This is a genomic window from Pseudomonas sp. MOIL14HWK12:I1 (genome assembly GCF_000510705.1).
Lineage (GTDB): Bacteria > Pseudomonadota > Gammaproteobacteria > Pseudomonadales > Pseudomonadaceae > Chryseomonas > Chryseomonas oryzihabitans.
On record NZ_KI783308.1, the window covers coordinates 176,062 to 200,626 of the forward strand.

The window sequence follows — 24,565 nt, forward strand, 5'->3', positions numbered from 1 at the left end:
CTTGGCGCCTGTTCCCGCGGTGCGCGAGGATCAGTGAGGCAGAGATCGGGCGGTACAGTGAGCAGCCTGGTCGGCCGCAAGAACGTCGAGGGGAATCGGCGGATGCTGCCCTAGGCCTCTAGCGGCAGGTCTGGAGAGCGCGACTCCTGATTTATCCAGCTTGGAGATGGACGCCCAGTGTCAGGGCAAGGCGGAGCACGATCAGGACGGCGAATGCGTTTTCAGCCAGTCCTTGAGCGCGGCATCCATGCGGGTTTGCCAGCCTGAACCCGTCGCGCGGAAGGCGTCGACAACGTCCGGGGAAAGCCGAATGGTGATGCGCTCCTTGGTGACGCTCGCTTGGGGTCGGCCGCGACGCAGCTTGGCTTGCAAGGTCACCGGCAACGCACCGATACGCACCGATTGCTCGACCTTCTCGTCGGTCCACTCAGGGTTTTCCGCGTCGATCAATTCAGGGTTGAGTGGCTTGCTCATAGCGTTTTACCTCGCGATTGTTTGCCTTGCGGAAGCTGATGACCCGAATGCCGGTAGCGGTTTCGGTGAACACCACGGCATGCACTCGGCCCGCAATCAGGCCCAGGGCCGAATACCGTACTTCCGGATAGATCCTGCGGTCGTCGACCCAGATCAGCGCCGTTTCGAAATCGAAGTTGGCAACCCCTTCGAAGCTCAATCCGCGAGCAGCGATGTTGAGGGCGTTCTTGGCCGGGTCGAAGGTGATGTCCATGGATTTATCGTATGTACATTAATTGGGGGCGGCAAGACTTTCTCGTCCATACGAGCCTGCGGAAGATGAGGCAGCCTGCGGATGACGTCAACGAGCGTTGGGGAGCGGCCTCGACACGCGTCGAGCAACCCTGACGGTCTTCCCTCCAGTGCCTGGATACGAGCTTTTGTGTCGCTAGCTAGCGCCGGTGGCAGCGCCCTGGCATGCAAGCTACGCTTCGAGAAGCCACTCCCGGCCCTGGAGGTGATCGTCATGCTCAAAGCACTGTTCGCCGCGCTAGCCCTGACCCTTTTCGCATCCGCCAGCGTCCAGGCGGCGCCATGCCGGGATGCCCACGGCAAGTTCGTCAAATGCGACACGACCAAGACCAAGGCGGTGCAATGCAAGGATGCCAAGGGCAAGTTCGCCAAGTGCGGCACGCCCGGGGCCACGCCGGTCAACTAGAGGCTGTCGGGCGGACGTCAGGCAGGGGCCTGACACCTCGCCTGGCGTAAGCGCAGCTAGTCCTTTTCCGCCGATCCCGGCTCCGACCAGGCGCGGTGCCGTTCGGCCTTCTGAGCCTCGCTTTCCACCCGATTGAGCACCTCGCCCTCGTGCTGGACCTCGGGACCGCCGCCATAGACATGGTCGAGGCCCTGCATCAGGGCGGCATAACCCTGGGCGGCCACCTGCACCGGATCGTGCTTGGGCCCGGCGCCGACGCTGGTGTCGTCTTCGCCGGCGCGGTGGAAGAAATTGGTGTCGGTCTGGCCGGGCATGAGCACCGTCAGGGTCACGCCGCTGTCCTTCAGCTCGTTGCGCAGGGCGAAGGCGAAGGAGTTGATGAAGGCCTTGGAGGCGCCATAGACGGCCTCGAAGGGAATCGGCGCGGTGGCCGAGATGGAGGAGGTGAAGAGCACCCGGCCGCGGCCGGCGGCGACCATCTCCGGCAACACCAGCTTGGCCAGGTGCACGGTGGCCATCACATTGAGCTGGATCAATGCCATCTCGTCTTCCAGGCGCGTCTGGCCGACGAAGGCGCCGCCCAGGCCGACCCCGGCGTTGAGCACCACGACGTCCAGCGGGCGGCCCTGGCGACGCAGGAATCTAAAGGTCTCTTCCACTCCCACGGCGGTGCGCAGGTCGGCCGCATGGCTCCAGACCTTGACCCCCAGGGCACGCAATTCGCGCTCGGCGGCGTCCAGCCCGTCGCCGCGGGAGACCAGCAGCAGATCATGGCCATGGCGGGCCAGTTGCTTGGCCAGTTCGAAGCCGATGCCGCTGGAGGCACCGGTGACGGCGGCCAGCGGCCGGGAAACGTTGCTCATGCTGAAATCCTCTGCAGACCTGGTGTAGCTGGGATCGTCGCGGACGGCTGGCGCTCCCCGCGGCCGACGGTTGGCCCCTGAGGGCATGGCATAATCGCCAGGCCGTGTAGAGGAGACAAGAGATGCAACCCGCGGATCTGGAAGCCCTGGTGACCTGGACCATGCCCTATGGCAAGTACGCCGGCCGCCTGCTGGCCGACCTGCCGGGCCACTACCTCAACTGGTTCGCCCGCAGCGGCTTTCCGCCTGGCGAGCTGGGCCGCTTGCTGGCGCTGATGCAGGAGATCGACCACAACGGCCTCAAGCCGCTGCTCGATCCGCTGCGCTGCCGTTAGTCCGCCAGGCGACGCATGTCGATATGGGCAATGCCGTCTTCGTCATAGACCGCTGAGCAGGGCGTGAAGCCATAGCGGCCATAGTAGGCCTGCAAATGGGCCTGGGCGGAGAGGAACAGCGGGCGCCCGGGCCAGCGCTCGGCGCAGACGCGCAGGGCTTCCGCCAGCAGCAGATGCCCCAGGCCGCTGCCGCGGCCCTCGGGGGCGACGATCACCCGGCCGATCACCACTTCCTCGCGTACCGCGCCGAGCAGGCGCAGGTAGGCGTGCAACTGGTCGTCGCGCCAGCCGAACAGGTGCCAGACGTCTTCCGCCAGGTCCAGGCCATCGGCGTCGGGATAGATGCACTGCTGCTCCACCACGAAGACCCGGGCGCGCAGCACCAGGGCGGCATAAAGCTCGGCGGTGGTCAGCGCCGGTGCGGCGCGGCAGCTCCACTGGAGGGTCATGGTCAGTCCTTGCGCCGGCCGGACAGCATGCGGAAGCGATTGCGGTTGAGCAGCACGTAGCCGGTCAGCTGCAAGCCTGCCGCGAACAGCAGGCTGCGCATGGCGCCGGGTTCGGAGGGACGCGGACCCTGGTAGAGGCCATAGAGGGCGAAGGCCACGCCCAGCAGGCCGAGGATGAAGAAGACCAGACCGATCTTGGTCAGGCGGGGGAGGGTGCGCAGATTCATGGCTATGTCGTCACAGGCAAAGGCCGCCACGCTAACCGCCCGGACCGGGCTTGTCGAGCCGATAGGCAGCCGCAGCGGACTGGTCTAACGTGGCCTGATGGCCCCTGGCAAGCGGGAGAGAGCCCATGTTCAGCCATGTACAGGTAGGCGCGCGTGATCTGGAGCGCCTGATCGATTTTTACGACGGCGTGTTGCACGAGCTCGGTCTGGTGCGGATGCCGGCCGAAGACGATGGTGGCCCGCCCGGGTGTGGCTGGCAGCGCCCGGGGCGAGCGTGGCCGCAATTCTATGTACAGCTGCCCTTCAATGGCCTGCCGGCCTCCTGGGGCAATGGCGTCCAGGTGAGCTTCGCCGCGCCGTCGCCGGCGGCCGTCGAGGCGGCCTGGCACCGCGCCCTGCAACTGGGCGGCAATGACGAGGGCGCTCCCGGCATCCGGCCGGACTATGGCGCGGACTTCTACGCCGCCTACTGCCGGGATCCGGAAGGCAACAAGCTGTGCTTCGTGCATGCCGAGGAACTCGCCGCCGCCTGCGACTAGCGTGTGGCCCGGCAATCCGGCGGCCGGCGATCCGGCGCCCCGGCGCTCCGGTATTCCGGCGCTCAGACGTTGGCCGCCAGGGCGACCGCATCGGTACGGGCGGCCATGATGAAGTCGTTGCGGTGTAGGCCGCCGATGTTGTGGGTCCACCAGCTCACCGTCACCGCGCCCCATTCGGTGAGCAGGGCCGGGTGGTGATCCTCATCCTGCGCCTCGCGGCCGACGCGGTTGGTGAAGTCCAGCGCTTCCAGAAAGTTGCCGAAGGCATAGCGGCGTTCCAGCCGTGGAATTCCTTCGCGCTCGACCAGCGTCCACCCCGGGACGGCCTTGAGCAATTCGTTGCTGGCGGCCTCGCTCAGGGCAGGCTCGCTGGAGCGGCAGGGGACGCAATGGGAGTGGGCGAGATCGGCCATGGGGCGCTCCTTGGGGAAAGAAAGTCACGAAAGGGCAGGGTAACAGACCCGCCGGTCAGCTCCCGGCGTCCCGTCCGACCATGGTCGAATGGTCCGAAACCGGTGCGCGCCGTACAACGGAACACAACAAGAACAACAGTTTCCCGCCGAGGAGATCGTCCCATGAGTGCCGCTTTCTACCCGGTCCGCGCGGAAGTCGCTTCCCAGACCCTGACCGATGAAGTCACCTATCGCCGGCTGTACCAGCAGTCCATCCTCAACCCCGATGGCTTCTGGCGCGAGCAGGCCCAGCGCCTGGACTGGATCAAGCCCTTCAGCCGGGTCAAGCAGACCTCCTTCGACGATCATCGCGTCGACATCCAGTGGTTCGCCGATGGCACCCTGAACGCCTCCTACAACTGCCTGGATCGCCACCTGGAAACCCGCGGCGACCAGACCGCCATCATCTGGGAAGGCGACGATCCGGCCGACAGCCGCCACATCACCTACCGCGAGCTGCATCGCGAGGTCTGCCAGCTGGCCAACGCGCTGCGCGGCCAGGACATCCACCGCGGCGACGTGGTGACCATCTACATGCCGATGATCCCCGAGGCCGTGGTGGCCATGCTGGCCTGCGCCCGTATCGGCGCGGTGCACTCGGTGGTGTTCGGCGGCTTCTCTCCCGAATCCCTGGCCGGCCGCATCAGCGACTGCCAGTCCAAGCTGGTGATCACCGCCGACGAAGGCGTGCGCGGTGGCCGCAAGATCCCGCTCAAGGCCAACGTCGACGAGGCCCTGACCAATCCGGCCACCTATTCGGTGCGCAAGGTGATCGTCTGCAAGCGCACCGGCGCCGACATCGCCTGGCATCGTCACCGCGACGTCTGGTACGAGGACATCACTTCGGTGGCCCCGGAACACTGCGAGCCCAAGGAGATGTCCGCCGAGGCGCCGCTGTTCATCCTCTATACCTCCGGTTCCACCGGCAAGCCCAAGGGCATCCTGCACACCACCGGTGGCTACCTGACCTATGCCGCCCTGACCCACGAGCGGGTCTTCGACTATCGCCCGGGCGAGGTCTACTGGTGCACCGCCGACGTCGGCTGGATCACCGGCCACAGCTACATCGTCTACGGCCCCCTGGCCAATGGCGCCACCACCCTGCTGTTCGAGGGCGTGCCCAACTACCCGGACGTCACCCGCATGGGCCAGGTGGTGGACAAGCACCAGGTCAACGTCCTCTACACCGCGCCCACCGCCATCCGCGCCATGATGGCCCAGGGCGACGCGGCCATGCGCGGCGTCGATGGCAGCAGCCTGCGCCTGCTCGGTTCGGTGGGCGAGCCGATCAACCCCGAGGCCTGGCACTGGTACTACAAGACCGTGGGCCAGGAGCGCTGCCCCATCGTCGACACCTGGTGGCAGACCGAGACCGGCGGCATCCTCATCAGCCCGCTGCCCGGCGCCATCGGTCAGAAACCCGGTTCGGCGACCCGTCCGTTCTTTGGCATCCAGCCGGCGCTGGTGGACAACGAAGGCAACCTGCTCGACGGCGCCGTGGAAGGCAACCTGGTGATCCTCGATTCCTGGCCGGGCCAGTCGCGCTCCATCTATGGCGACCACGACCGCTTCGTCGACACCTATTTCAAGACCTTCAAGGGCATGTACTTCACCGGTGACGGCGCCCGCCGCGACGAAGACGGCTACTACTGGATCACCGGGCGCGTCGACGACGTGCTCAACGTCTCCGGCCACCGCATGGGCACCGCCGAGATCGAGAGCGCCCTGGTGGCCCATCCCAAGGTGGCCGAGGCCGCGGTGGTGGGCATGCCCCATGACCTCAAGGGCCAGGGCATCTATGTCTACGTGACCCTCAACCAGGGCGAGGAGGGCAACGAAGCCCTGCGCCAGGAGCTCAAGCAGTGGGTGCGCAAGGAGATCGGCCCGATCGCCACGCCCGATGTCATCCAGTGGGCGCCGGGGCTGCCCAAGACCCGCTCCGGCAAGATCATGCGGCGGATCCTGCGCAAGATCGCCGTGGGTGAATACGACGCCCTTGGCGACATCTCCACCCTGGCCGATCCGGGCGTGGTGCAGCACCTGGTCGGCACCCACCAGCAGATGAGCCAGGCCGTCGCCTGATTCGACGGCTTCGCCAACCGCCCGCTATCGTCCCGGTAGCGGGCGGTTTGTTTTTGGCGGTCCTGTAAGGAGTTGTCGCCAGGGTAAAAGCCCTGGCCGTTGCGCTGGCGCTAGAATCGCGCCAGCCAGCGGACCGGAGGGCACACCGGTCCGCTACCCCGGGCAAAGGCCGGGACAGGGGCAGCGCTCCGGCGTACCATGCGTGCCACCCCACAAGGGTTTCATGGCGCGCGGGCCCCGGATCGGTCGCCCCCGCCGCTCTCGACAGGAAGCCAGACGTTAGATGACCATCCGCATCGCCTTTCTGCTGTGGCCCGACGTTCGTCCGCTGACCGTGGGCCTGGTCGAGGAAGCGCTGGAACTCGCCGCTCGCCATTCGAGCGATACACCCTACGAGGTGCGCTTTCTGCAGGCCGGCAGCGAGTTGCAGCCGCGCCTGCCGGGTGGCCACTGGGAAGGGCAGCTGGAACGCCTGGATCGCCTCTTCGTGCTGGCCGACGAACCCTCGCCCGCGCTGCCGCCGCCCCTGGCCGCGGCCCTGCGCCAGACCGCCCGGGCCGGGGTGGTGATGGGAGGCTTTTCCGCCGGGGTGCACATCCTCGCCCAGCTCGGTCTGCTCGACGGGCATCGCGCCGCCGTGCACTGGCGCTGGCTGGAGGAATTCAGCGAGCAGTTTCCCAAGGTCATCGCCACCCACCACCTCTACGAGTGGGACCGCGATCGCCTGACCGCCTGCGGCGGCCTGGCCATCCTCGATCTGCTGCTGGCCATGATCGGCCGTGACCGCGACGCCGAACAGGCGGGCACCATCGCCGAGGAGCTGATCGTCGAGCGGCTGCGCGAAGGCAGCGAGCGGCAGCGCATTCCGCTGAAGAATCGCCTGGGGTCGAGTCATCCCAAGCTGACCCAGGCGGTGATGCTGATGGAGGCCAATATCGAAGAGCCCCTCACCACCGACGAGATCGCCCAGCACGTCTGCGTCTCCCGGCGGCAACTGGAGCGGATCTTCAAGCAGTACCTGGCGCGGGTGCCCAGCCAGTACTACCTGGAGCTACGGCTGAATCGGGCACGCAAGATGCTCACCCAGACCAGCAAATCGATCATCCAGATCGGCCTGTCCTGCGGCTTCTCGTCGGGGCCGCACTTCTCCAGCGCCTATCGCAACTTCTTTGGCGTCACTCCTCGCGACGACCGCAACCAGCGACGCGGTGCGGCGGGCGAGGGCAGCATGGTGGCCGAGCGCTAGGCGCCCGGCGCACCCCTTCAGCTCAACGGCTCCGCCACCCCTTCGTCCAGCCAGGCGCCCAGCCGATCGGCCGGTAGCGGCGCGCCGCAGTGGAAGCCCTGGATCTCGTCCGCCGGCAGGTGCTGCAGCTGGCGCAGGTGCTCGGCGTCTTCCACGCCCTTGAGGGTCACCCTCAGCCCCAGCGAGCGGCCGAGATCGATCATGGCCCGCACCAGGGCGCTGTCTTCCGGCGCTTGCCGGTGCCGCGCGATCAGGCTGCGGTCGAGGCGGATGCCGTCCAGCGGATAGCGGCGCAGGTAGGCCAGGGAGCACAGGCCGGACCCGAAGTCGTCCAGGCACAGGCGCACGCCCAGGCCCTTGAGCGCGCCCAGGGTGTTGGCCACATCGGCGGCGGGATCCAGCAGGGTGCGCTCGGTGAGTTCCAGCTCCAGGCGCGAGGCCGCCAGGCCGCTCTGGTAGAGCGCCTCGGCCACGGTCTGCACCGGATCTTCGTTGGCGTGGAATTGCTGCGGCGACAGATTGACCGACACCGAGAGGCGTTCCGGCCAGCCCTGGGCGTCGTGGCAGGCGGTCTCCAGCACCCAGCGCCCCAGGCGCTGCCCGAGGCCGGCGTCTTCGGCCAGGGCCAGGAAATCCAGCGGCTCCAGCAGGCCCTGGGTCGGGTGCTCCCAGCGCACCAGCGCCTCGAAGCCGCGCAGGCTGCCATCGGCCAGGCAACGGCGCGGCTGGTAGTAGAGACTGAGGCGATCATCGCGCAGGGCCTGGCGTAGATCCTGTTCCAGCTGCCGGCGCAGGAGCACCTGCTCGTTCATGGCCGGTTCATGGAAGCGCCAGGTGCCGCGGCCAGCGGCCTTGGCCTGGTACAGGGCGATGTCGGCCAGACGCAGCAATTCCGCCGGGATGCCGGTATCCCGCGGCGCCAGGGCCACGCCCAGGCTGCTGCCGATGAAGACCCGCTGCTCGCCGAGGCGGAAGGGTTGGCGCAACTGCTCCACCAGGCGCCGACAGAGGTCGGCGATGGCAGCGGGGTCGCGATCGCCGCTGAGCACCACGCAGAATTCGTCGCCGCCCAGGCGCGCCACCAGATCGGTGGCGGTCACGTTCTGCCGCAGGCGCTGCGCCGCTTCCTGCAGGACCTGATCGCCGGCGGCATGGCCGAGGGCGTCGTTGACCGTCTTGAATCTATCCAGGTCCAGGCTGATCAGCGCCAGGGGGCGGGGCTCCGGGCCTTCCAGATGGGTGGCGAGAAACTGGTGCAGGCGATGGCGATTGGGCAGGCCGGTCAGGGGATCGTGCCAGGACAGGTGCTGGACCTGGGCCAGGGCCTCGATCTCGTCGGTGAGATCGGTGACGGTGCCGCGATAGCCGCCTTCGGGAATGGCCCGGGCGGCCACCCGGCAGGTGCGTTCGCGCCCGTTGCCGTCCAGGTAGTGGCAGACCAGCGGCGGGCGCGGCTTGCGGTCGTGGGCCTGGCCGGCGAGCCAGTGCGCCAGGGTGTCGGCATGGGGGGTGAGCAATTCGGCGAGCGGCCGGCCGAGCCAGCGCTCGGTGGCTTCCCCGGTGACCTCGGCGAAGCGATCCGAGACATAGACCAGGCGCAGCGAGGCGTCGACCTCCCACAGCCAGTCCGAAGTGGCCTCGGCGATGTCGCGGAAGCGCCGCTCGCCGATGGCCAGTTCGCTGCGGCTGGCCAACAGGTCATCGTACTGGGCATCCAGCTGGCGCATCGAGATCAGCGCCTGGCGAAACAGCCAGATCAGCCCCAGCAGCAGGATCAGCACCCCGCCGCCGAACAGCGGCAGGGTCTGTTGCATCAGCCACAGCCCCGGACGCGGTGGGCGCCAGGTCAGCTGATAGCGGGAACCCGGCAGTTGCCAGCTGGCGCGGCTGCCGGCGCCGTTGGCGCTGATGCTCAGCGGCGGCAGGTTGTTGGCTTCGCTCAGGGCCGCCAGCCGCGCCGGACTGAGCACATTGACGAAGACCAGTACCGAGGCCGGCGCGTCCTGGGGGCGAACGCCGGCCTGGTCGCCCGGGGTGATGGCGGCGGCGGCCACCAGCGCCGGCATCCCGGCCACGGTCAGCACGCCGGACACGCTGCCGGCGCGGGCGTCGGCGCTGCGCGCCGCGGCCAGCAGGCCGGCGATGTCGCCCTGCAGCCAGGGGGCAGCGGGATCGGCGAGCTGGCCGTCGAGCAGGCGATAGCGGGGCCGATCCTGACCGTCGAACACCAGCACTCCCTCATAGCCATAGACCTGGAACAGGGACTCGCCCAGATTGCCCTGTTCGAAGGCCCAGTCGCTGTCCAGTGTCTGGTGCAGGCGGCGATAGGCTTCGTCCCATTTGCTGTAGTCGATCAGGTTGCGGGCGACCTCTTCGTCGAGGCGCGTGAAGGTGCGGCCAACGGCGCGCTCGGTATGCTGGGCGACGGTGGCATCCTGGCGCACGGCATTGTCGACCAGCAGATAGCAACCCAGGCCGATGAGACCCAGGAGCAGCACGCAGAGCGCGGGGAACAGCCGCAGGAGAACGGTATGGCCCCGTCGGCGCGGAGGCGCGCTACGAGACGCTGGGGATGTTGGCATGCCTGGACCCTGGCTGGATGAGCGTTCCTGTGCCTTCGCCTGGTGCAACCCGGAAGTGACCAAGCGAAGCGGATGAAACCTTGCCGTCGCTAGACTAGCCCCTTGGGGCGCGCGACGCTAAACGTAAAGCGGGAGATGCCAAGGGGATCGCGCTAAGCATCGCGCGAACGCCCGAGTTAGGTGGGGTTGCCGGCTCCGCCATAGAAGGCGCAGCCCTGCCAGGTTTGGCCATTGATGCGCAGTTCGGCCTGCAGTGACTGCACGGTGCCGGTGCGACCGTCCACGCAGCGGCGCGGATTGATCCACAACTCGACCTTCTCGCCATTGGCTTCGCTGGACAGGGCGCGCATGCCGCCCGGCAATTCTTCCTGGACGAAGGGCAGGGCGCGGCGCTGCTGGCCGGCGGTGCTGACCAGCATGCCCTGGTTGCTGACCTGGACGCTCCAGTCCGGTCCATGGCCACCGGCGTTCATGGCGGTGCGCTTGAAGTTGGGATCGCTGCAACCTGGTCCGCTGTATTGCACGCGGTAGACATCGGTGACGGCGAACACGCCCTGGGCACCATCGCGGCCGCCGGACTTGAGCTTGCCGCGCAGGTCGGCGAACAGCGAAGCGGCGCCGCTGTCGGCGGCCAGTTCGTGGGCATCGCGCAGGATGGCGGTGTTGTTGGCGTCGGTGACGTCGAAGAAACGCTGTTCCTGGCAGGGGCGGAACAGCAGCTGGTCACCGCTCCAGCGCAGATCGCCCTGCAGGCGCTCGCCGCCCGGTGCACGCGGGGTGTCGTCGCTCTGGAACAGGCTGCAGCCGCCGAGGAGGCCGAGCAGGGCTAGGGGAAAGATGGCACGCGGCGCTGGCATCGCAGGACTCCGACTGAGGTGGGCACACGTTACTCAGACAGCGCCGCGAGCTCAAGGACTTACCAGACGCGATACGTCTTGCCGGTTTCTCGTCCTTCCACACTGCGTTCGTAGGCCAGCGCGGCCTCGGCGCCGCTGACCGCCTTGAAACCGCGGAAGAAATCACCGTAGTGGCCCAGGGACTCCTGCAGCACCGTCGGGCTGACCGCGTTGAGGCGCTGACCGTGGGGCAACTCGATGGCCGCACCGCGCACGAAGCCTTCCAGCGCCGCGTTGACCATGGCCGCCGAGCTGCCCTGGGCGATGGGCTGTTCGCTGAGGATGCCGGTGGTCAGGGTAAAGGAGGCGCCCTCGGCGGCCTGCTGCTGGCCGAGCAGCACCAGATTGACCTGGCCCATGAGCTTGTCCTGCAGGCCTTTCTGGTACGCCTCGGGCGTCATCTCGGTGAAGGGGGCGAAGGTCACCGAACCCACCGCGCTGACCAGGGCGTCGAAACGACCCACCTGGGCGAAGAGGGCACGGATGGACTCGGGTTGGGTGATGTCGACCTGCAGGTCGCCGGATCGGCGGCCGACGCGGATCAGGTCATGGCGGCTGCCCAGGCGTTCGGCGATGGCGCTGCCCAGGGTCCCGCTGGCACCGACGAGGATGATTTTCATGGGGTGGCTCCGTGAAGGGAAAGGAGTCCTCAGCCTAGAATGGCCCATTGCCCGGATAAATCGCCTGAATGGCAATCCAGTGTTTCCAGGGGGAAACGATGCAGGACGACTTCGCCGATCTCGCTGCCTTCGCCATCCTCTGTGACAGCGGCAGCTTCACCCGCGCGGCCGAGCGCCTGGGCTGCAGCAAGGGCCAGCTGTCCAAGCGCATCCGGGCGCTGGAGACACGGCTGGAGACCCAGCTGCTGCACCGCACCACCCGACGCCTCGATCCCACCCCTGCCGGTCGTGCCCTGCTGCCGGAGGCCCAGGCCCTGGTGCGCCAGCGCGAGCGGGCCCTGCAGAGCGTGGCCCGGCTGCAGGAGGAAGCCGTCGGCCCGGTGCGCCTGACCGTGCCGGTGTCCCTGGGCTACACCTTTTTCGAGGTGCTGCTGGCCTGTCGCGCCGCCCATCCCGCCATCCAGCTGGACCTGGTGCTGGACAACGGCTACCGCGACCTGGTGGCCGAGGGCTTCGACCTGGCGATCCGCGCCCGGCTGGAGCCGGACGAACGCCTGGTCGCCCGCCCGCTGTTCGCCATGCAGGAGGTGACCTGCGCGGCACCGGCCTATCTGGCCGGGGTCGAGGTCCCCCGGGTGCCCGAGGATCTGCTCGGCCATCGCTGCCTGGTGAACAGTCACTATGCCGAGGGCGACGTCTGGCTCTATCACCGCGAGCATCAGCTCAGCCGCGTCCAGGTGGAGCCCAGTCTTTCCTGCAACCACTACAGCCTGCTCAAGCAGGCTGCCCTGGCCGGGCAGGGCATCGCCCGGCTGCCGTCATTCATGGTGCACGAAGAATTGGCCAGCGGCGCCCTGGTCTGGCTGCTCCGGGAATGGCGCACCCCCAGCCAGCCGCTGTTTCTGGTCCATCCCTACCAAGGTGGGTTGCCGAAGCGCACCAGAGTGGTGGCGGAAGCCCTGAGCGACTGGTTCGAGCGCAGTCGGCAGCGGTTGGAGGCGTTGGGGTAGCGAGGTTGATGGACCTCAACGCCTGCGCGGAAAGCCCCCTCTCCCTGCGGGAGAGGGCTGGGGTGAGGGCACCCTTCACCGTGAAGCCCCCGGTGGAAAAGGCTGCGCCGTTTTCCACGCTACGGCCCCGTTGGGCTTCGACGGTGGAGCCGTCTCAACCCAACCTACGCGCTGCATGGATCGCCCCCTCTCCCTGTGGGAGAGGGCTGGGGTGAGGGCGCGCTTCGTCGTGAAGCCCCCAGTGGAAAAGGCTGCGCCGTTTTCCACGCTACGGCACCGTTGGGCTTCGACAGTGGAGCTGTCTCAACCCAACCTACGCGTTGAAAGCCCCCTCTCCCTGCGGGAGAGGGCTGGGGTGAGGGCGCGCTTCGTTGTGAAGCCCCCAGTGGAAAAGGCTGCGCCGTTTTCCACGCTACGGCCCCGTTGGGCTTCGACGGTGGAGCCGTCTCAACCCAACCTACGCGCTGCATGGATCGCCCCCTCTCCCTGTGGGAGAGGGCTGGGGTGAGGGCGCGCTTCGTNGTGAAGCCCCCAGTGGAAAAGGCTGCGCCGTTTTCCACGCTACGGCACCGTTGGGCTTCGACAGTGGAGCTGTCTCAACCCAACCTACGCGTTGAAAGCCCCCTCTCCCTGCGGGAGAGGGCTGGGGTGAGGGCGCGCTTCGTTGTGAAGCCCCCAGTGGAAAAGGCTGCGCCGTTTTCCACGCTACGGCACCGTTGGGCTTCGCCGCGCCGAAGTTGAAGCGTTTCGGGCAGCGAGGACATGCTCAACCGCCCAGATAGGCCTTGCGCACATCCGGGTTGGCCAGCAGTTCGGCGCCGCTGTCCTGCATGACGATGCGGCCGTTCTCCAGCACATAGCCGCGGTCGGCCAGCTTGAGCGCCTGGTTGGCGTTCTGCTCGACCAGGAACACCGTCACCCCATCCTGGCGCAGTTGCTCGATGATCTCGAAGATCTGCTGGATGATGATGGGCGCCAGGCCCAGGGAGGGCTCGTCGAGCAGCAGCAGGCGCGGCTCGCTCATCATCGCCCGGCCGATGGCGAGCATCTGCTGCTCGCCGCCGGACATGGTGCCGGCGCGCTGGGCATAGCGCTCCTTGAGGCGCGGGAAGAGGCCGAGGACCTTCTCCAGCTGGCGGTCATAGGCGTGCTTGTCGGTGAAGAAGCCGCCCATGGCCAGGTTCTCTTCCACGGTCAGGCGGGCGAACACCCGGCGGCCTTCCGGTACGACGGCGATGCCCTTGCGCATGATCTGCGCGGTTTCCTGGCCGACCAGTTCCTCGCCTTCGTAGCGGATGCTGCCGCCATGGGCGCGCGGGGTACCGCAGAGGGTCATCAGCAGGGTGGACTTGCCGGCGCCGTTGGCGCCGATCAGGGTGACGATCTCGCCCCGGTTCACCTGCACGCTGACGCCATGTAGCGCCTGGATCTTGCCGTAGAAGGTGGAGACGTTGTCGAACTGCAGCATGGAGGTCTCCATCAGGATTCGCCCAGGTAGGCCTTGATCACGTCGGGGTTGTTGCGGATCTGCTCCGGCGTCCCGTCGGCCAGGGGGGTACCCTGGTTGATCACCACGATGTGGTCGGAAATGCTCATTACCAGGTGCATGTCGTGCTCGATCAAGAGCACGGTGACGCCGTGCTCGGCGCGCAGCAGGGCGATGAGCGCCTTGAGGTCCTCGGTCTCGCGCGGGTTGAGGCCGGCGGCCGGCTCGTCGAGCATGAGGATCTGCGGGCGGGTCATCATGCAGCGGGCGATTTCCAGGCGGCGCTGCTGACCGTAGGCGAGATTGCCGGCGTTACGGTTGGCGAACTCGGTGAGATTGACCTGCTCCAGCCAGAAACGCGCGTAGTCCATGGCCTCGGCTTCGCTCTTGCGAAAGGCCGGGGTCTTGAACAGCCCGGCCAGGAAGCCGGTATTGAGGTGGCGATGCTGGGCCACCAGCAGGTTCTCCACCGCGGTCATTTCCTTGAACAGGCGGACGTTCTGGAAGGTGCGCACCACGCCCTTTCGGGCGATCTTGTGCCCGGGCAGGCCCTGGATGGCCTCGCCGCGCAGGAGGATCTCGCCGCCGCTGGGCCGGTAGAAGCCGGTCAGGCAGTTGAACACCGTGGTCTTGCCGGCGCCGTTGGGACCGATCAGCGAGACCACCTGGCCCTGTTCCACACGGATGTTGACGCCGTTGACGGCCAGCAGGCCGCCGAACCTCATGGACAGGCCGGAGACATCGAGAAGGGCTTGGCTCATTTGCGCAACTCCAGGTGCGGGCGTTGCATCGGGAGCAGGCCTTGCGGACGCCAGATCATCATCACGACCATCAGCAGGCCGAACATCAACATGCGGTATTCGCTGAATTCACGCATCAGCTCCGGCAGCAGGATCATCACGATGGCCGCGAGGATCACGCCGAGCTGGGAACCCATGCCGCCCAGCACCACGATGGCCAGGATGATGGCCGATTCGATGAAGGTGAAGGATTCCGGCGACACCAGGCCCTGGCGGGCGGCGAAGAAGCTGCCGGCGAACCCGGCGAAGCAGGCGCCCAGGGTAAAGGCCGAGAGCTTGATCAGCGTGGGATTCAGACCCAGGGCGCGGCAGGCGATCTCGTCTTCGCGCAGGGCTTCCCAGGCGCGACCGATGGGCATGCGCAGGAGGCGATTGATCACGAACAGGGTCAGCAGCACCAGCAGCAGGGCGATCAGGTAGAGGAAGATCACCTTGTATTCGGAGTTGTAGGGGATGCCGAAGTACTCGTGGAAGGGCGTCATGCCCTCGGGTGCGCGGCGTTCGAAGGTCAGGCCGAACAGGGTCGGCTTGTCGATGCCGCTGATGCCGTTGGGACCGCCGGTCCATTCGGTGAGGTTGCGCAAGAGGATGCGGATGATCTCGCCGAAGCCCAGGGTGACGATGGCCAGGTAGTCGCCGCGCAGGCGCAGCACCGGGAAGCCGAGCAGGAAGCCGAACAGCGCCGCCATCAGCCCCGCCAGCGGCAGGCACACCCAGAAGCCCAGGCCATAGTAGTGGGAGAGCATGGCGTAGGTGTAGGCGCCGACGGCATAGAAGCCGACGTAGCCCAGGTCGAGCAGACCGGCCAGGCCCACCACGATGTTCAGGCCGAGGCCGAGCATCACGTAGATCAGGATCAGGGTGGCGATGTCCACCGCGCCGCGCGAGCCATAGAAAGGCCACACCAGGGCGACCAGCACCAGGCCGAGGATCACCCAGCGCTGGGTCTTGGGTTCGGTCAGCTTGGTGCCCAGGCCGGTGGCCGGCAACGGCAGGCCGCCGCTGCGGCGCCAGCCGGCGGTGACCTGGTCGCGCACCAGTTGCCAGACGAACATCAGCACCGCGGCCAGGGCCACGATCCAGAGGGTGCGCGGCGTGGCGCCGTGCACTTCGAGGTTGACGCCCACCGTCTCCAGCTTGAGGCCGAGGATGGGATAGGCGACGGCCAGCACCAGCAGGGCGCTGAAGAAGGCGGTTCGCAGACGGGCACTCATACCTTTTCCACCTCCGGACGACCGAGGATGCCGGTGGGGCGGAACAGCAGCACCAGCACCAGCAGGCTGAAGGCCACCACGTCCTTGTACTGGTCACCGAAGACATCGGCGCCAAAGGCCTCGGCCACGCCTAGCACCAGGCCGCCGAGCATGGCGCCGGGGATGCTGCCGATGCCGCCGAGCACGGCGGCGGTAAAGGCCTTGATGCCGGCCAGGAAACCCAGGCTCGGGTTGATCACGCCGTACTGGATGCCCAGCAGCACCGCGGCCACGGCGGCCAGGGTGGCGCCGATGACGAAGGTCAGGGCGATGATGCCGTTGGTGTTGATGCCCAGCAGGTTGGCCATCTTGATGTCCTCGGCGCAGGCGCGGCAGGCGCGGCCCAGGCGGGAGCGGGAGATGAACCAGGTCAGGCCGAACATGGTGAGCAGGGTGACGATGAAGATCAGCACCTGCACATAGGAGATCACCACGCCGTTCATGGCGTCGGTGCCGATGATGAAGTTGCCCGGCAGCAGGTTGGGGATCGACTTGTCCTTGGAGTCCTGGGCCAGCAGCACCCAGTTCTGCAGGAAGATCGACATGCCGATCGCCGAGATCAGCGGGATCAGCCGGTTACCGCCGCGCAGGGGGCGATAGGCGATGCGTTCGATGCTGTAGCCGTAGGCACTGGCGATGATGATGCTGGCGCCGAAGGCGGCGAGCATGACGATGGGCAGGCTGTGGATGCCCAGCATGGCGAGGCCGGCGATGGCGATGAAGGCCACGTAGGAGCCGATCATGTACACCTCGCCATGGGCGAAGTTGATCATGCCGATGATGCCGTAGACCATGGTGTAGCCGATGGCGATCAGGGCATAGGTGCTGCCGACCGTGAGGCCGTTCACCAGCTGTTGCAGGTAGTGGTAGAACTCGGGCATGGGTGTCTCCAGGGGACCCAAGTGCACTTCTGGTGCAGGTCCCAGGCCTCGGATGGAGGCGGATAAACGAAGCCCACCGCCGTTGGCGGTGGGCTCCGGTGTTACAGGCAGGGCTTACTTGGCTTCAGTCTTGGTGCCGTCGGCGTGCCATTCGTAGACCACGAACTCGAAGTTCTTCAGGTCGCCTTTTTCGTCGAACGCCAGCTCGCCGGTGGGGGTGTTGAAGGTGTTGCTGCGCAGCGCCTTGGCCACATCCTCGGGCTTCTCGTCGCCCGCCTTGGCGATGCCTTCGGCGATGACCTGCACGGCGGCGTAGGAGGGGAACACGAAGGGACCGCTCGGATCCTGCTTCTTGTCCTTGAACGCCTGCACCAGGGCCTGGTTCTTGGGATCCTGGTCGAAGGAGCGCGGCAGGGTGACCAGCAGGCCTTCGGAGGCCTTGCCGGCGATGGCGGAGATGGAGCTGTTGCCCACGCCTTCCGGACCCATGAACTTGGCGGTCAGGCCCTTCTCGGCCGCCTGACGCAGGATCAGGCCCAGCTCGGGGTGGTAGCCGCCGTAGTAGACGAAGTCGACGTTGGCCTGCTTGAGCTTGGCGATCAGCGAGGAGAAGTCCTTGTCGCCGGAGTTGATGCCCTCGAACACGGCGACCTTGACGCCGGCCTTGTCCAGGGTCTGCTTGACCGCGGTGGCGATGCCTTCGCCGTACTGCTGCTTGTCGTGGATGACCGCGACGATCTTCGGCTTGACGTGCTCGACGATGAACTTGCCGGCGGTCGGACCCTGCATGTTGTCCAGGCCGATGGTGCGGAAGATCAGCTTGTAGCCACGGTTGGTGATGTCGGGGCTGGTGGCCGCCGGGGTCACCATCAGGATGCCTTCGTCCTCATAGATGTCGGAGGCCGGCTGGGTGGAGCTGGAGCAGAGGTGGCCGACGACGAACTTGACGCCATCGTTGACGATCTTGTTGGCAACCGCCACGGCCTGCTTGGGATCGCAGGCGTCGTCGTAGATCACGCCTTCGAGCTGCTTGCCCTTGACGCCGCCGGCCTTGTTGATCTGCTCGATGGCCATCTGGGCACCAATGAACTCCATGTCACCGTACTGGGCGACCGGACCGGTCTTGGGGCCGGCCAGACCGATCTTCAGGGTGTCGGCTGCCAGGGTGTGGCTGGCCATGCCGGCCAGGGCCAGGGCCGCGACCAAGCGGGAGAAACGCAGAGTTGCCTTTTTCATGAGTGCTCCACTCGGAATGCTTTTATTAATGAGGCAGTTGGAAGCGAAAATGTGCCGATTTTGTTCTTTATGACGCGCCGCGCAGTTTAATCACCGTCTGTTCGTCTTGGAAAGCTGGCGACGACAACTTGTCGGACTTGTCGACCGTGCGTCCGGGCGCTCGGCAAGCGGGGAGGGCAAGGTTAGAATCCGCCCTTTTCGCGAGGCCCGCACCATGACCGATCACGCAACGCGCTACGCCACCCTGCTCGGGCAGACCGCCGCCATCGGCTGGGAAGAATTGCAACCGCATTTTGCGCGGGGCGTGCTGCTGGAAGTGGCCCTCGAGCTGGACCTGATCGAGGCGGCCATCGCCGTGACCCAGGACGATGCCGCCCGGGTGGGTCTGTGGCTGCAGCAGGGTCAGCTGGCCAAGGTCGACGAAGCGCGCGCGCGGCGCCGGCTGGAGGCGCCCGAGGTGGCGCTGTGGGCGGTGGTGGTGGCGCCCTGGGTGCTGATGCAGGAGCGTCCGGCCGAGCGCTGAAACGCAAAGGCCCGCGCAAGGCGGGCCGTTGTTGCCGGGGGTGGTTCAGCGTTCGCTGTCGAGATCGCGCAGCTGATGTTCGCCGTAGCGATCGCCGGCCACCGCGCCTGGCGGCAGCAGGCGTTCCAGTTCGGCGCGATCCGCATCGCTCAGCGTCACCTCCAGCGCACCGAGGGATTCGTCGAGCTGAGCGCGGCGGCGAGCACCCACCAGCGGCACGATGTCGTCGCCCTGGGCGGCGACCCAGGCCACCGCCAGCCGGGCCGGGGTGGTGCCGCGGCGTTCGGCGAATTGCTTCATGCCTTCCACCAGCGCCAGGTTGCGCTCCACGTTGCCCGGCTGGAAGCGCGGACTGAGGGCGCGGAAGTCGCCGCTGCCCGAGGGTTGGCGCCAGTGACCGCTGAGCAGACCGCGGGAGAGCACGCCATAGGCGGTGATGCCGATGCCCAGGTCGCGGCAGGTCGGCAGGATCTCGGCCTCGATGCCGCGCGAGACCAGCGAATACTCGATCTGCAGGTCGCAGACCGGGTGCACCGCGGCCGCTCGCCGCAGGGTCTGGGCGCCCACCTCCGAAAGGCCGATGTGGCGGATGTAGCCCGCCTGGACCAGCTCGGCGAGGGCGCCCATGGTGTCCTCGATGGGCACCTGGCGATCCAGCCGCGCCGGGCGATAGATGTCGATGTGGTCCACGCCCAGGCGCTTGAGGCTGTAGGCGACGAAATTCTTGATCGCCACCGGCCGGGCGTCGTAGCCCAGCCACTCGCCACCCGGACCACGCAAGGCGCCGAACTTGACGCTGATCAGCGCCTGCTCCCGCCGACCGCGCAGGGCTTCGCCCAGGAGCAGTTCGTTGTGGCCCATGCCATAGAAGTCACCGGTGTCGAACAGGGTGACGCCGCGTTCGAGGGCGGCCTGGACGGTGGCGATGGCCTCGCCACGGTCGGCGGCGCCATAGAGATCGGACATGCCCATGCAGCCCAGACCGAGCGTGGATACCAGAGGGCCCTGCTGGCCCAAGCGACGCTGTTGCATAAGGGATTCCTCGTCAGATGGATGAGGCTTCACTCTAGTCGCCAGGGTGCCGTGCGATAATCCGGTCCTGACACAACGACCTGTTCGCCTAGCCGTACAATGGAGGCGCCTTGAATCTGGATGACCTGGCGGCCTTCGCCGCCGTGGCCGAGGCCCGCAGCTTTCGCGGCGCCGCCTATGTGCGTGGCGTGGCCGCCTCTTCGCTGAGCGATGCGGTGCGGCGGCTGGAGCGGGAACTGGATGTGCGGCTGCTGCACCGCACCACCCGCAGCGTGACGCCCACCGCGGCCGGCCAGCGCCTGCTGGAACGCCTTACCCCGGCCCTGTGCGAGGTGCGCGGCGCGCTGGACGCCATCAATGCCGAGGGCGAAAGTCCGGTGGGCAGCCTGAGACTCAATGTGCCCACCATCGTCGCCCGGGTGCTGCTGCCGCCGCTGATCGGCCCCTTCCTGGCTCGGCATCCGGGCATTCGCCTGGAGGTGGTGGCCGAGGACCGGCTGATCGACGTGCTCGCCGCTGGTTTCGATGCCGGTGTGCGCTACGACGAGCACCTGGAAGCCGACATGATCAGCGTGCGGCTGGGCCCGGCCACCCAGAGATTCGCCGTGGCCGGAACCCCGGCCTACCTGGAACAGCATGGCGTACCGGCGCATCCCGCCGACCTGGTCCGGCATTCCTGCATCGGGCATCGCTTCGCCAGCGGCCTGGTGGCGCAATGGAGTTTCGAGCGCGGCAGCGAGGTCATCAACATCGCGCCGGGCAGTCGCCTGCTGGCTTCGGCACTCGACCTGGAACTGCAGGCCGCCCTCGACGGCGTCGGCCTCATCTATTCCTTCGCCGACTACCTGGCCGTGCCCCTGGCCGACGGCCGCCTGGTGGAAGTGCTGGCGGACTGGTCCCCGTCCTTTCCCGGTCCGCGGCTCTACTACGCGGATCGCCGCCAGCTGCCAGCCCCGCTGCGCGCCTTCGTGGCCTTCCTGCGCGAGCATCACGGCTAGGCGGGCGCGCGGGGCGCCGCTACCCTGAGCGCCAGTCCGCCGCCTGGAGCCCCCATGACGCCCCTGTTCTCCCGCCTGGTACCGTCCCCATGATCATCGGCACCGCCGGCCACATCGACCATGGCAAGACCGCGCTGATCCAGGCCCTCACCGGAGTCGCTGGTGACCGCCGCCGTGAAGAGCAGGCGCGTGGCATCACCATCGACCTGGGCTATGTCTATGCCGATCTGGGCGACGGCGGCCTCACCGGCTTCATCGACGTGCCCGGCCACGAACGCTTCGTGCACAACATGCTGGCCGGTGCCAGCGGCCTGGATCTGGCCCTGCTGGTGGTGGCGGCCGACGACGGCGTCATGCCGCAGACCCGCGAGCACCTGGCGATCCTCGAATTGCTCGGCATTCCCCGGCTGCTGGTGGCCCTGACCAAGGCCGATCGGGTGGACGCCGAGCGGCTGGCGCAGGTGGGGCAGGAGGTCAGTGCGCTGCTGGCTGCCGGGCCCTTCGCCGGGGCGCCGCTGTATCCGGTGGCCAGCCCCAGCGGCGCCGGTATCCCCGCGTTGCGCGCCGCCTTGCTCGCGGCCCTGGACCAGGTGCGCCAGCGCAACGTCCGCGGTGGCTTTCGCCTGGCGGTGGACCGGGTGTTCAGCGTCGCCGGGGCCGGGGTGGTGGTCACCGGCACCGCCTTCGCCGGCCAGGTGGCCGTTGGCGACGAGCTCATCCTCACCCCGCGCGGCCAGCGCCTGCGGGTGCGGGGGTTGCATGCGCAGAATCGCGCGGCAGAAGCCGCCCAGGCCGGTCAGCGCGTATCGCTCAATCTGGCGGGCGAGCGCCTGAGCACCGACAGCCTCGCCCGCGGCGACTGGCTGGTGGCCGAGGCGCTGCACGCGCCCACCACCCGCATCGACGTGGAGCTGCGCCTGTTGCCGGGCGAGGCGCGCAACCTGGCGCACTGGACGCCGGTGCACGTGCACCTCGGCGCCCAGGATCTCACCGGGCGCGTCGCCCTGCTGGAAGGGGACAGCCTCGCCCCGGGTGCCACGGCCCTGGCGCAACTGGTGCTCAATGCGCCTTTGCACGGGGTGCACGGTGATCGCCTGGTGCTGCGCGACCAGTCCGCCCAGCGCACCCTGGGCGGTGCGCGGCTGCTCGATCCCTTCGCCCCGGCCCGCCATCGCCGCACCCCGCAGCGCCTGGCGCAACTCCAGGCGCTGCGGCAGGGCGGCCTGGAGGAAGCCCTGCCCGAACTCCTGGCCCAGGCCGCGGGCGGTCTCGATCCGCGACTGCTGGCCCGGCAATTCAACCGCCCCGAAGGCGACTGGCAGTTGCCCGCCGACACCCTGAGGGTGGACACGCGGGTCGGTCCGCGGCTGTTCGCGGCGGCTCTGTGGCAGGCGGCACTCGAGCGCCTGGGCGTGGCGCTGGCTACCTTTCACCAGGAGCAACCCGACGAACTGGGACCGGATCGCGATCGCCTGCGCCGCATCGCCGCGCCGGAACTGGAGCGGCCCGTCTATCTGGCGCTGCTGGAGACGGCCCTGGCCGAGGGACACTTGCAGAGCAGCGGTCCCTGGCTGCACCTACCCGATCACCGGGTACGCCTCACCGAAGCGGAGGAGGGGCTCAAGGCCCGGCTCTGGCCGCTGCTGGAGGCCCAGCGCTTCGATCCGCCCTGGACCCGCGATCTCGCCAAGAGCCTGGGTCAGCCCGAGGCCGAGGTGCGCCTGTTGCTGCGCAAACTGGCCCGGCTGGGGGAACTGACCCAGGTGGTCAAGGATCTCTTCTATCCCCAGGCCAGTCTGGAAGCCGCGGCCAGTGAGGCATTGCGCCTGGAGCGCGAAGCAGGGATCATTCGCGCCGCGGCCTTTCGCGATGCCCTCGGCATCGGTCGCAAGCGCAGCATCCAGATCCTCGAATGCCTGGATCGCATCGGTTTCACCCGTCGCTTCGGCGACGAGCGCCGGGTCCGCCCGGACAGCGCCTGGGCCCGCGCCGCCGAGGGCTAGCGCAACAGAGGAAGGCAATCACGCCCGGTGGCGTGGCCGGGCTTCAAACCCGGTTGGGGACGGCAGCCGTTCCCGGGTGGGTTCGACTCCCACTGCCTTCCGCCATTTCCTGAGTTCAGTGCCCGTTCACCGGGTGATGGAGCACCGCGCCCTCCCGCTGCAACTCCTGCAGGAACCAGTCGGCCGCCCAGAGCTGTTCGGGCATATAGAGACCTGCCGGCAGCGGTCTACCGCCCACCAGGCCCAGCGCCCGCTCCAGCGACAGCACCAGCCCGAGGGCAGTCAGCGAGGCCTGCCCCTGGCTGAATTCCAGCACGGACCGTGCGGTGGTGGTCTGGCCGTCCCTCTCACCGGTCACCCTGACCGCGATCTCGGCCGCCGTTTCCGCGCCCCGCCGCCGGCTGGAGGACTCGCCCATGGCGATGTCGAAGCGGAGCTCCGGCGCGGCGGTGGTGGCCCAGAGACTGAGCAGGTCGATGGAGCCAAAGGCCGTGGCGGCCAGCGTGCGACCGTCCAGCGCCGTGACGCTGCCCTGCAGGTCGGCACCGCTCAGCCAGTGGCGGCGCCCATGCCGAAACGCCAGGGCCGCGGGCGCCGCGCTGTGCACCCGCGCCATATCCTCCCATGCCAGGGGACCGGCCGGATCTTCTTCGTCCAGCAAGACCTCCACCCCGATGGCCGCGACCCGGGTGAAGCGGCGGGCGAGATCGAGCGCCAGCGCCAGGGCGGCGCCCGAAGCCCAGTGACTGGACAGCACCAGGGCATGGGCGCCGGGGTGGTGCATGAACTGGGCGACTTCCGGCCCCAGTTCGGTGACGCCGGTGTTGGCATTGAGATAGGGGATGCCCAGGCGCTGGGCGAGGCTCAGGCCGTGCAGGGCCTGATCCGGTGCCAGCATGATGATGGCTGCCGGGGTGAGGGCGGGATCCAGTCCCAGCCCTGGCTGGTCGAGATCCAGGCCCACTGCCCGGGCCTGGCCGGCGGCCTGGGCGACGTCCTCGGCCGTGGCGAGGTTGCGGCCCCCCACCAGCAGCGGCCAGTCAGGCTGGCGCTGGCGGAACCAGTGGACGGCCTGGCGGCCTACCGTGCCCGAACCGCCGGCAAAGAGTATGGGTTGCAGTGGCATGATGCTGTCCTCGTGGTTGCAGTGCTGAGATCGCGGAGACCGCACCGCCAGCTGGCCAGCAGCTGCTCCCCGCGTTAACCTACCAAGAGTAGATTCTAAATCAGGATTAACCTACCTTTGGTAGGTTTGCAAGAAGACGTGACCAATGGCAGAGCGATCCACCCCTGAAAAACCGATCTCCGATGGTGCCGGGCGGCGTCTTTCTAAGGCGGCGCGGCGTCAGCAATTGCTGGAAACAGCGCGGCTCATCGTCCGGGAAGAGGGCGCGGATCGCCTGACCCTGGGCTATCTGGCCGTACAGGCAGGCGTTTCCAAGCCGGTCGTCTACGAGCATTTCGGTACCCGCTCGGGACTGCTCATCGAACTCTATCGCTGGCTCGATCTGGCGCAGATGGATGCCTTTCGCCAGGCCATGACGGCCCGGCAGCAGAGCGCCGAAGAGGCCACCGCGGCGCTGGCCGAGGGTTACATCCGTTGCGTGACCGACATGCAGGGCGAGGTCGGCGTGCTGGCGGCGGCCCTGGCAGGGAGCGAGGAAAAGACCGCCGTGTATCAGGAGTTGCTGGAGCACGGCACCCGGATGGTGGCGGCGGTGCTCACGCCGCACAGCACGAGGTCCGCCGCAGAGTTGCAGGTGTCCTGCATTGGCCTGGTCGGCGCCGGCGAGGCTCTGGCCGCGGCTGTGGTGCGCGGGGCGCTGGGCGAGCGTGAGGCCATCGAGGCCTTTACCCGCCTGGTGCGAGCGGTGCTGTAGC

The 24,565-nt window shown here is 67.7% G+C and carries 26 protein-coding genes and 1 tRNA gene; 11 read left to right on the forward strand and 16 right to left on the reverse strand.

The features are described from left to right. Nucleotides 1–201: 201 nt before the first annotated feature. Nucleotides 202–474, reverse strand: a complete 273-nt coding sequence (locus tag PSEK12I1_RS0118440; protein ID WP_027597134.1) for a BrnA antitoxin family protein — start codon at nt 472–474, stop codon at nt 202–204. Next, complete coding sequence (locus PSEK12I1_RS0118445) at nt 452–727, reverse strand: BrnT family toxin (protein WP_027602531.1); 276 nt, start codon at nt 725–727, stop codon at nt 452–454. Before PSEK12I1_RS0118445 ends, PSEK12I1_RS0118440 begins: the two co-directional genes overlap by 23 nt. A 252-nt stretch (nt 728–979) precedes the next feature. On the opposite strand from PSEK12I1_RS0118445, the gene PSEK12I1_RS0118455 reads away from it, so the two are divergent. Further along, a complete protein-coding gene (locus tag PSEK12I1_RS0118455) occupies nt 980–1,171 on the forward strand; it encodes a hypothetical protein (protein WP_007159587.1) in 192 nt (63 codons plus the stop codon). A 56-nt stretch (nt 1,172–1,227) separates the two neighbouring features. Here the strand turns inward: PSEK12I1_RS0118455 and PSEK12I1_RS0118460 are convergent, their stop codons facing one another. Beyond that, entirely contained in the window at nt 1,228–2,034 is an 807-nt protein-coding gene (locus PSEK12I1_RS0118460) for an SDR family oxidoreductase (RefSeq protein WP_027602532.1), read from the reverse strand. A gap of 122 nt (nt 2,035–2,156) precedes the next feature. Here PSEK12I1_RS0118460 and PSEK12I1_RS0118465 point away from each other — a divergent pair, with 122 nt between their 5' ends. Then, nucleotides 2,157–2,369, forward strand: a complete 213-nt coding sequence (locus tag PSEK12I1_RS0118465; protein ID WP_027602533.1) for a DUF3820 family protein — start codon at nt 2,157–2,159, stop codon at nt 2,367–2,369. Here the strand turns inward: PSEK12I1_RS0118465 and PSEK12I1_RS0118470 are convergent. Together PSEK12I1_RS0118470 and PSEK12I1_RS0118475 are read right to left on the reverse strand one after the other, a co-directional pair. Next, nucleotides 2,366–2,818, reverse strand: coding sequence for a GNAT family N-acetyltransferase (locus tag PSEK12I1_RS0118470; RefSeq protein WP_027602534.1), 453 nt, complete (start codon nt 2,816–2,818; stop codon nt 2,366–2,368). The genes PSEK12I1_RS0118465 and PSEK12I1_RS0118470 overlap by 4 nt on opposite strands. 2 nt (nt 2,819–2,820) lie before the next feature. Continuing rightward, nucleotides 2,821–3,045 carry a hypothetical protein gene (locus tag PSEK12I1_RS0118475; protein ID WP_007159583.1) on the reverse strand — a complete coding sequence of 75 codons (225 nt, stop codon included), beginning with the start codon at nt 3,043–3,045 and terminating at the stop codon, nt 2,821–2,823. Nucleotides 3,046–3,170: 125 nt separating this feature from the next. Between PSEK12I1_RS0118475 and PSEK12I1_RS0118480 the strand changes: the two genes are divergently transcribed. Further along, nucleotides 3,171–3,584, forward strand: a complete 414-nt coding sequence (locus tag PSEK12I1_RS0118480; RefSeq protein WP_027602535.1) for a VOC family protein — start codon at nt 3,171–3,173, stop codon at nt 3,582–3,584. 62 nt (nt 3,585–3,646) lie between these two features. Here the strand turns inward: PSEK12I1_RS0118480 and PSEK12I1_RS0118485 are convergent, their stop codons facing one another. Beyond that, nucleotides 3,647–3,997 carry a 4a-hydroxytetrahydrobiopterin dehydratase gene (locus PSEK12I1_RS0118485; RefSeq protein WP_007159581.1) on the reverse strand — a complete coding sequence of 117 codons (351 nt, stop codon included), beginning with the start codon at nt 3,995–3,997 and terminating at the stop codon, nt 3,647–3,649. 162 nt (nt 3,998–4,159) lie between these two features. On the opposite strand from PSEK12I1_RS0118485, the gene acs reads away from it, so the two are divergent. Next, the gene (gene acs / locus PSEK12I1_RS0118490; RefSeq protein WP_027602536.1) at nt 4,160–6,118 is read left to right on the forward strand and encodes an acetate--CoA ligase; all 1,959 of its coding nucleotides are present in this window, start codon (nt 4,160–4,162) and stop codon (nt 6,116–6,118) included. A gap of 283 nt (nt 6,119–6,401) precedes the next feature. Further along, a complete protein-coding gene (locus PSEK12I1_RS0118495) occupies nt 6,402–7,364 on the forward strand; it encodes a GlxA family transcriptional regulator (protein WP_007159579.1) in 963 nt (320 codons plus the stop codon). A 17-nt stretch (nt 7,365–7,381) separates the two neighbouring features. Here PSEK12I1_RS0118495 and PSEK12I1_RS23960 read toward each other — a convergent pair whose 3' ends face one another. The 3 genes from PSEK12I1_RS23960 to PSEK12I1_RS23965 form a co-directional block, all read right to left on the reverse strand. Continuing rightward, nucleotides 7,382–9,862 carry an EAL domain-containing protein gene (locus PSEK12I1_RS23960; RefSeq protein ID WP_081737534.1) on the reverse strand — a complete coding sequence of 827 codons (2,481 nt, stop codon included), beginning with the start codon at nt 9,860–9,862 and terminating at the stop codon, nt 7,382–7,384. Between the two features lie 260 nt (nt 9,863–10,122). Then, complete coding sequence (locus PSEK12I1_RS0118505) at nt 10,123–10,803, reverse strand: membrane protein (RefSeq protein WP_027602537.1); 681 nt, start codon at nt 10,801–10,803, stop codon at nt 10,123–10,125. A gap of 59 nt (nt 10,804–10,862) precedes the next feature. Next, nucleotides 10,863–11,462, reverse strand: a complete 600-nt coding sequence (locus tag PSEK12I1_RS23965) for a short chain dehydrogenase (RefSeq protein ID WP_027597128.1) — start codon at nt 11,460–11,462, stop codon at nt 10,863–10,865. A gap of 98 nt (nt 11,463–11,560) precedes the next feature. Between PSEK12I1_RS23965 and PSEK12I1_RS0118520 the strand changes: the two genes are divergently transcribed. Continuing rightward, nucleotides 11,561–12,472: a LysR family transcriptional regulator gene (locus tag PSEK12I1_RS0118520; protein ID WP_027602538.1), complete on the forward strand. Its 912-nt coding sequence runs from the start codon at nt 11,561–11,563 to the stop codon at nt 12,470–12,472. 766 nt (nt 12,473–13,238) lie between these two features. Here PSEK12I1_RS0118520 and PSEK12I1_RS0118525 read toward each other — a convergent pair. The 5 genes from PSEK12I1_RS0118525 to PSEK12I1_RS0118545 form a co-directional block, all read right to left on the reverse strand. Continuing rightward, nucleotides 13,239–13,940: an ABC transporter ATP-binding protein gene (locus PSEK12I1_RS0118525; protein WP_007159574.1), complete on the reverse strand. Its 702-nt coding sequence runs from the start codon at nt 13,938–13,940 to the stop codon at nt 13,239–13,241. A gap of 11 nt (nt 13,941–13,951) precedes the next feature. Further along, nucleotides 13,952–14,719 (reverse strand): high-affinity branched-chain amino acid ABC transporter ATP-binding protein LivG, encoded by a 768-nt coding sequence (livG, locus tag PSEK12I1_RS0118530; protein ID WP_007159573.1) that lies wholly within the window; start codon nt 14,717–14,719, stop codon nt 13,952–13,954. Beyond that, nucleotides 14,716–15,972 (reverse strand): high-affinity branched-chain amino acid ABC transporter permease LivM, encoded by a 1,257-nt coding sequence (locus PSEK12I1_RS0118535; protein ID WP_007159572.1) that lies wholly within the window; start codon nt 15,970–15,972, stop codon nt 14,716–14,718. The genes livG and PSEK12I1_RS0118535 overlap by 4 nt, the downstream gene beginning before the upstream one ends. Next, nucleotides 15,969–16,892, reverse strand: coding sequence for a high-affinity branched-chain amino acid ABC transporter permease LivH (gene livH, locus PSEK12I1_RS0118540; protein WP_007159571.1), 924 nt, complete (start codon nt 16,890–16,892; stop codon nt 15,969–15,971). Before livH ends, PSEK12I1_RS0118535 begins: the two co-directional genes overlap by 4 nt. 114 nt (nt 16,893–17,006) lie before the next feature. Then, a complete protein-coding gene (locus tag PSEK12I1_RS0118545) occupies nt 17,007–18,128 on the reverse strand; it encodes a branched-chain amino acid ABC transporter substrate-binding protein (protein WP_007159570.1) in 1,122 nt (373 codons plus the stop codon). A gap of 214 nt (nt 18,129–18,342) precedes the next feature. On the opposite strand from PSEK12I1_RS0118545, the gene PSEK12I1_RS0118550 reads away from it, so the two are divergent. Next, nucleotides 18,343–18,651 (forward strand): DUF2288 domain-containing protein, encoded by a 309-nt coding sequence (locus PSEK12I1_RS0118550; protein ID WP_027602539.1) that lies wholly within the window; start codon nt 18,343–18,345, stop codon nt 18,649–18,651. Between the two features lie 45 nt (nt 18,652–18,696). On the opposite strand, the gene PSEK12I1_RS0118555 is transcribed toward PSEK12I1_RS0118550, so the two are convergent. Beyond that, nucleotides 18,697–19,683: an aldo/keto reductase gene (locus PSEK12I1_RS0118555; protein WP_027602540.1), complete on the reverse strand. Its 987-nt coding sequence runs from the start codon at nt 19,681–19,683 to the stop codon at nt 18,697–18,699. Nucleotides 19,684–19,793: 110 nt separating this feature from the next. On the opposite strand from PSEK12I1_RS0118555, the gene PSEK12I1_RS0118560 reads away from it, so the two are divergent. The 3 genes from PSEK12I1_RS0118560 to PSEK12I1_RS0118570 all read left to right on the forward strand — a co-directional run bounded on the left by PSEK12I1_RS0118560 (nt 19,794) and on the right by PSEK12I1_RS0118570 (nt 22,789). Beyond that, the gene (locus PSEK12I1_RS0118560) at nt 19,794–20,681 is read left to right on the forward strand and encodes a LysR family transcriptional regulator (protein WP_027602541.1); all 888 of its coding nucleotides are present in this window, start codon (nt 19,794–19,796) and stop codon (nt 20,679–20,681) included. A gap of 89 nt (nt 20,682–20,770) precedes the next feature. Next, nucleotides 20,771–22,684, forward strand: a complete 1,914-nt coding sequence (gene selB, locus PSEK12I1_RS0118565) for a selenocysteine-specific translation elongation factor (RefSeq protein ID WP_027602542.1) — start codon at nt 20,771–20,773, stop codon at nt 22,682–22,684. A 9-nt stretch (nt 22,685–22,693) separates the two neighbouring features. After that, nucleotides 22,694–22,789: transfer RNA gene (locus PSEK12I1_RS0118570), tRNA-Sec, on the forward strand. A gap of 10 nt (nt 22,790–22,799) precedes the next feature. Here PSEK12I1_RS0118570 and PSEK12I1_RS0118575 read toward each other — a convergent pair. Next, the gene (locus PSEK12I1_RS0118575; RefSeq protein WP_027602543.1) at nt 22,800–23,810 is read right to left on the reverse strand and encodes a hypothetical protein; all 1,011 of its coding nucleotides are present in this window, start codon (nt 23,808–23,810) and stop codon (nt 22,800–22,802) included. A gap of 145 nt (nt 23,811–23,955) precedes the next feature. Between PSEK12I1_RS0118575 and PSEK12I1_RS0118580 the strand changes: the two genes are divergently transcribed. Then, the gene (locus PSEK12I1_RS0118580) at nt 23,956–24,564 is read left to right on the forward strand and encodes a TetR/AcrR family transcriptional regulator (protein ID WP_231501053.1); all 609 of its coding nucleotides are present in this window, start codon (nt 23,956–23,958) and stop codon (nt 24,562–24,564) included. Nucleotide 24,565: the final 1 nt, after the last annotated feature.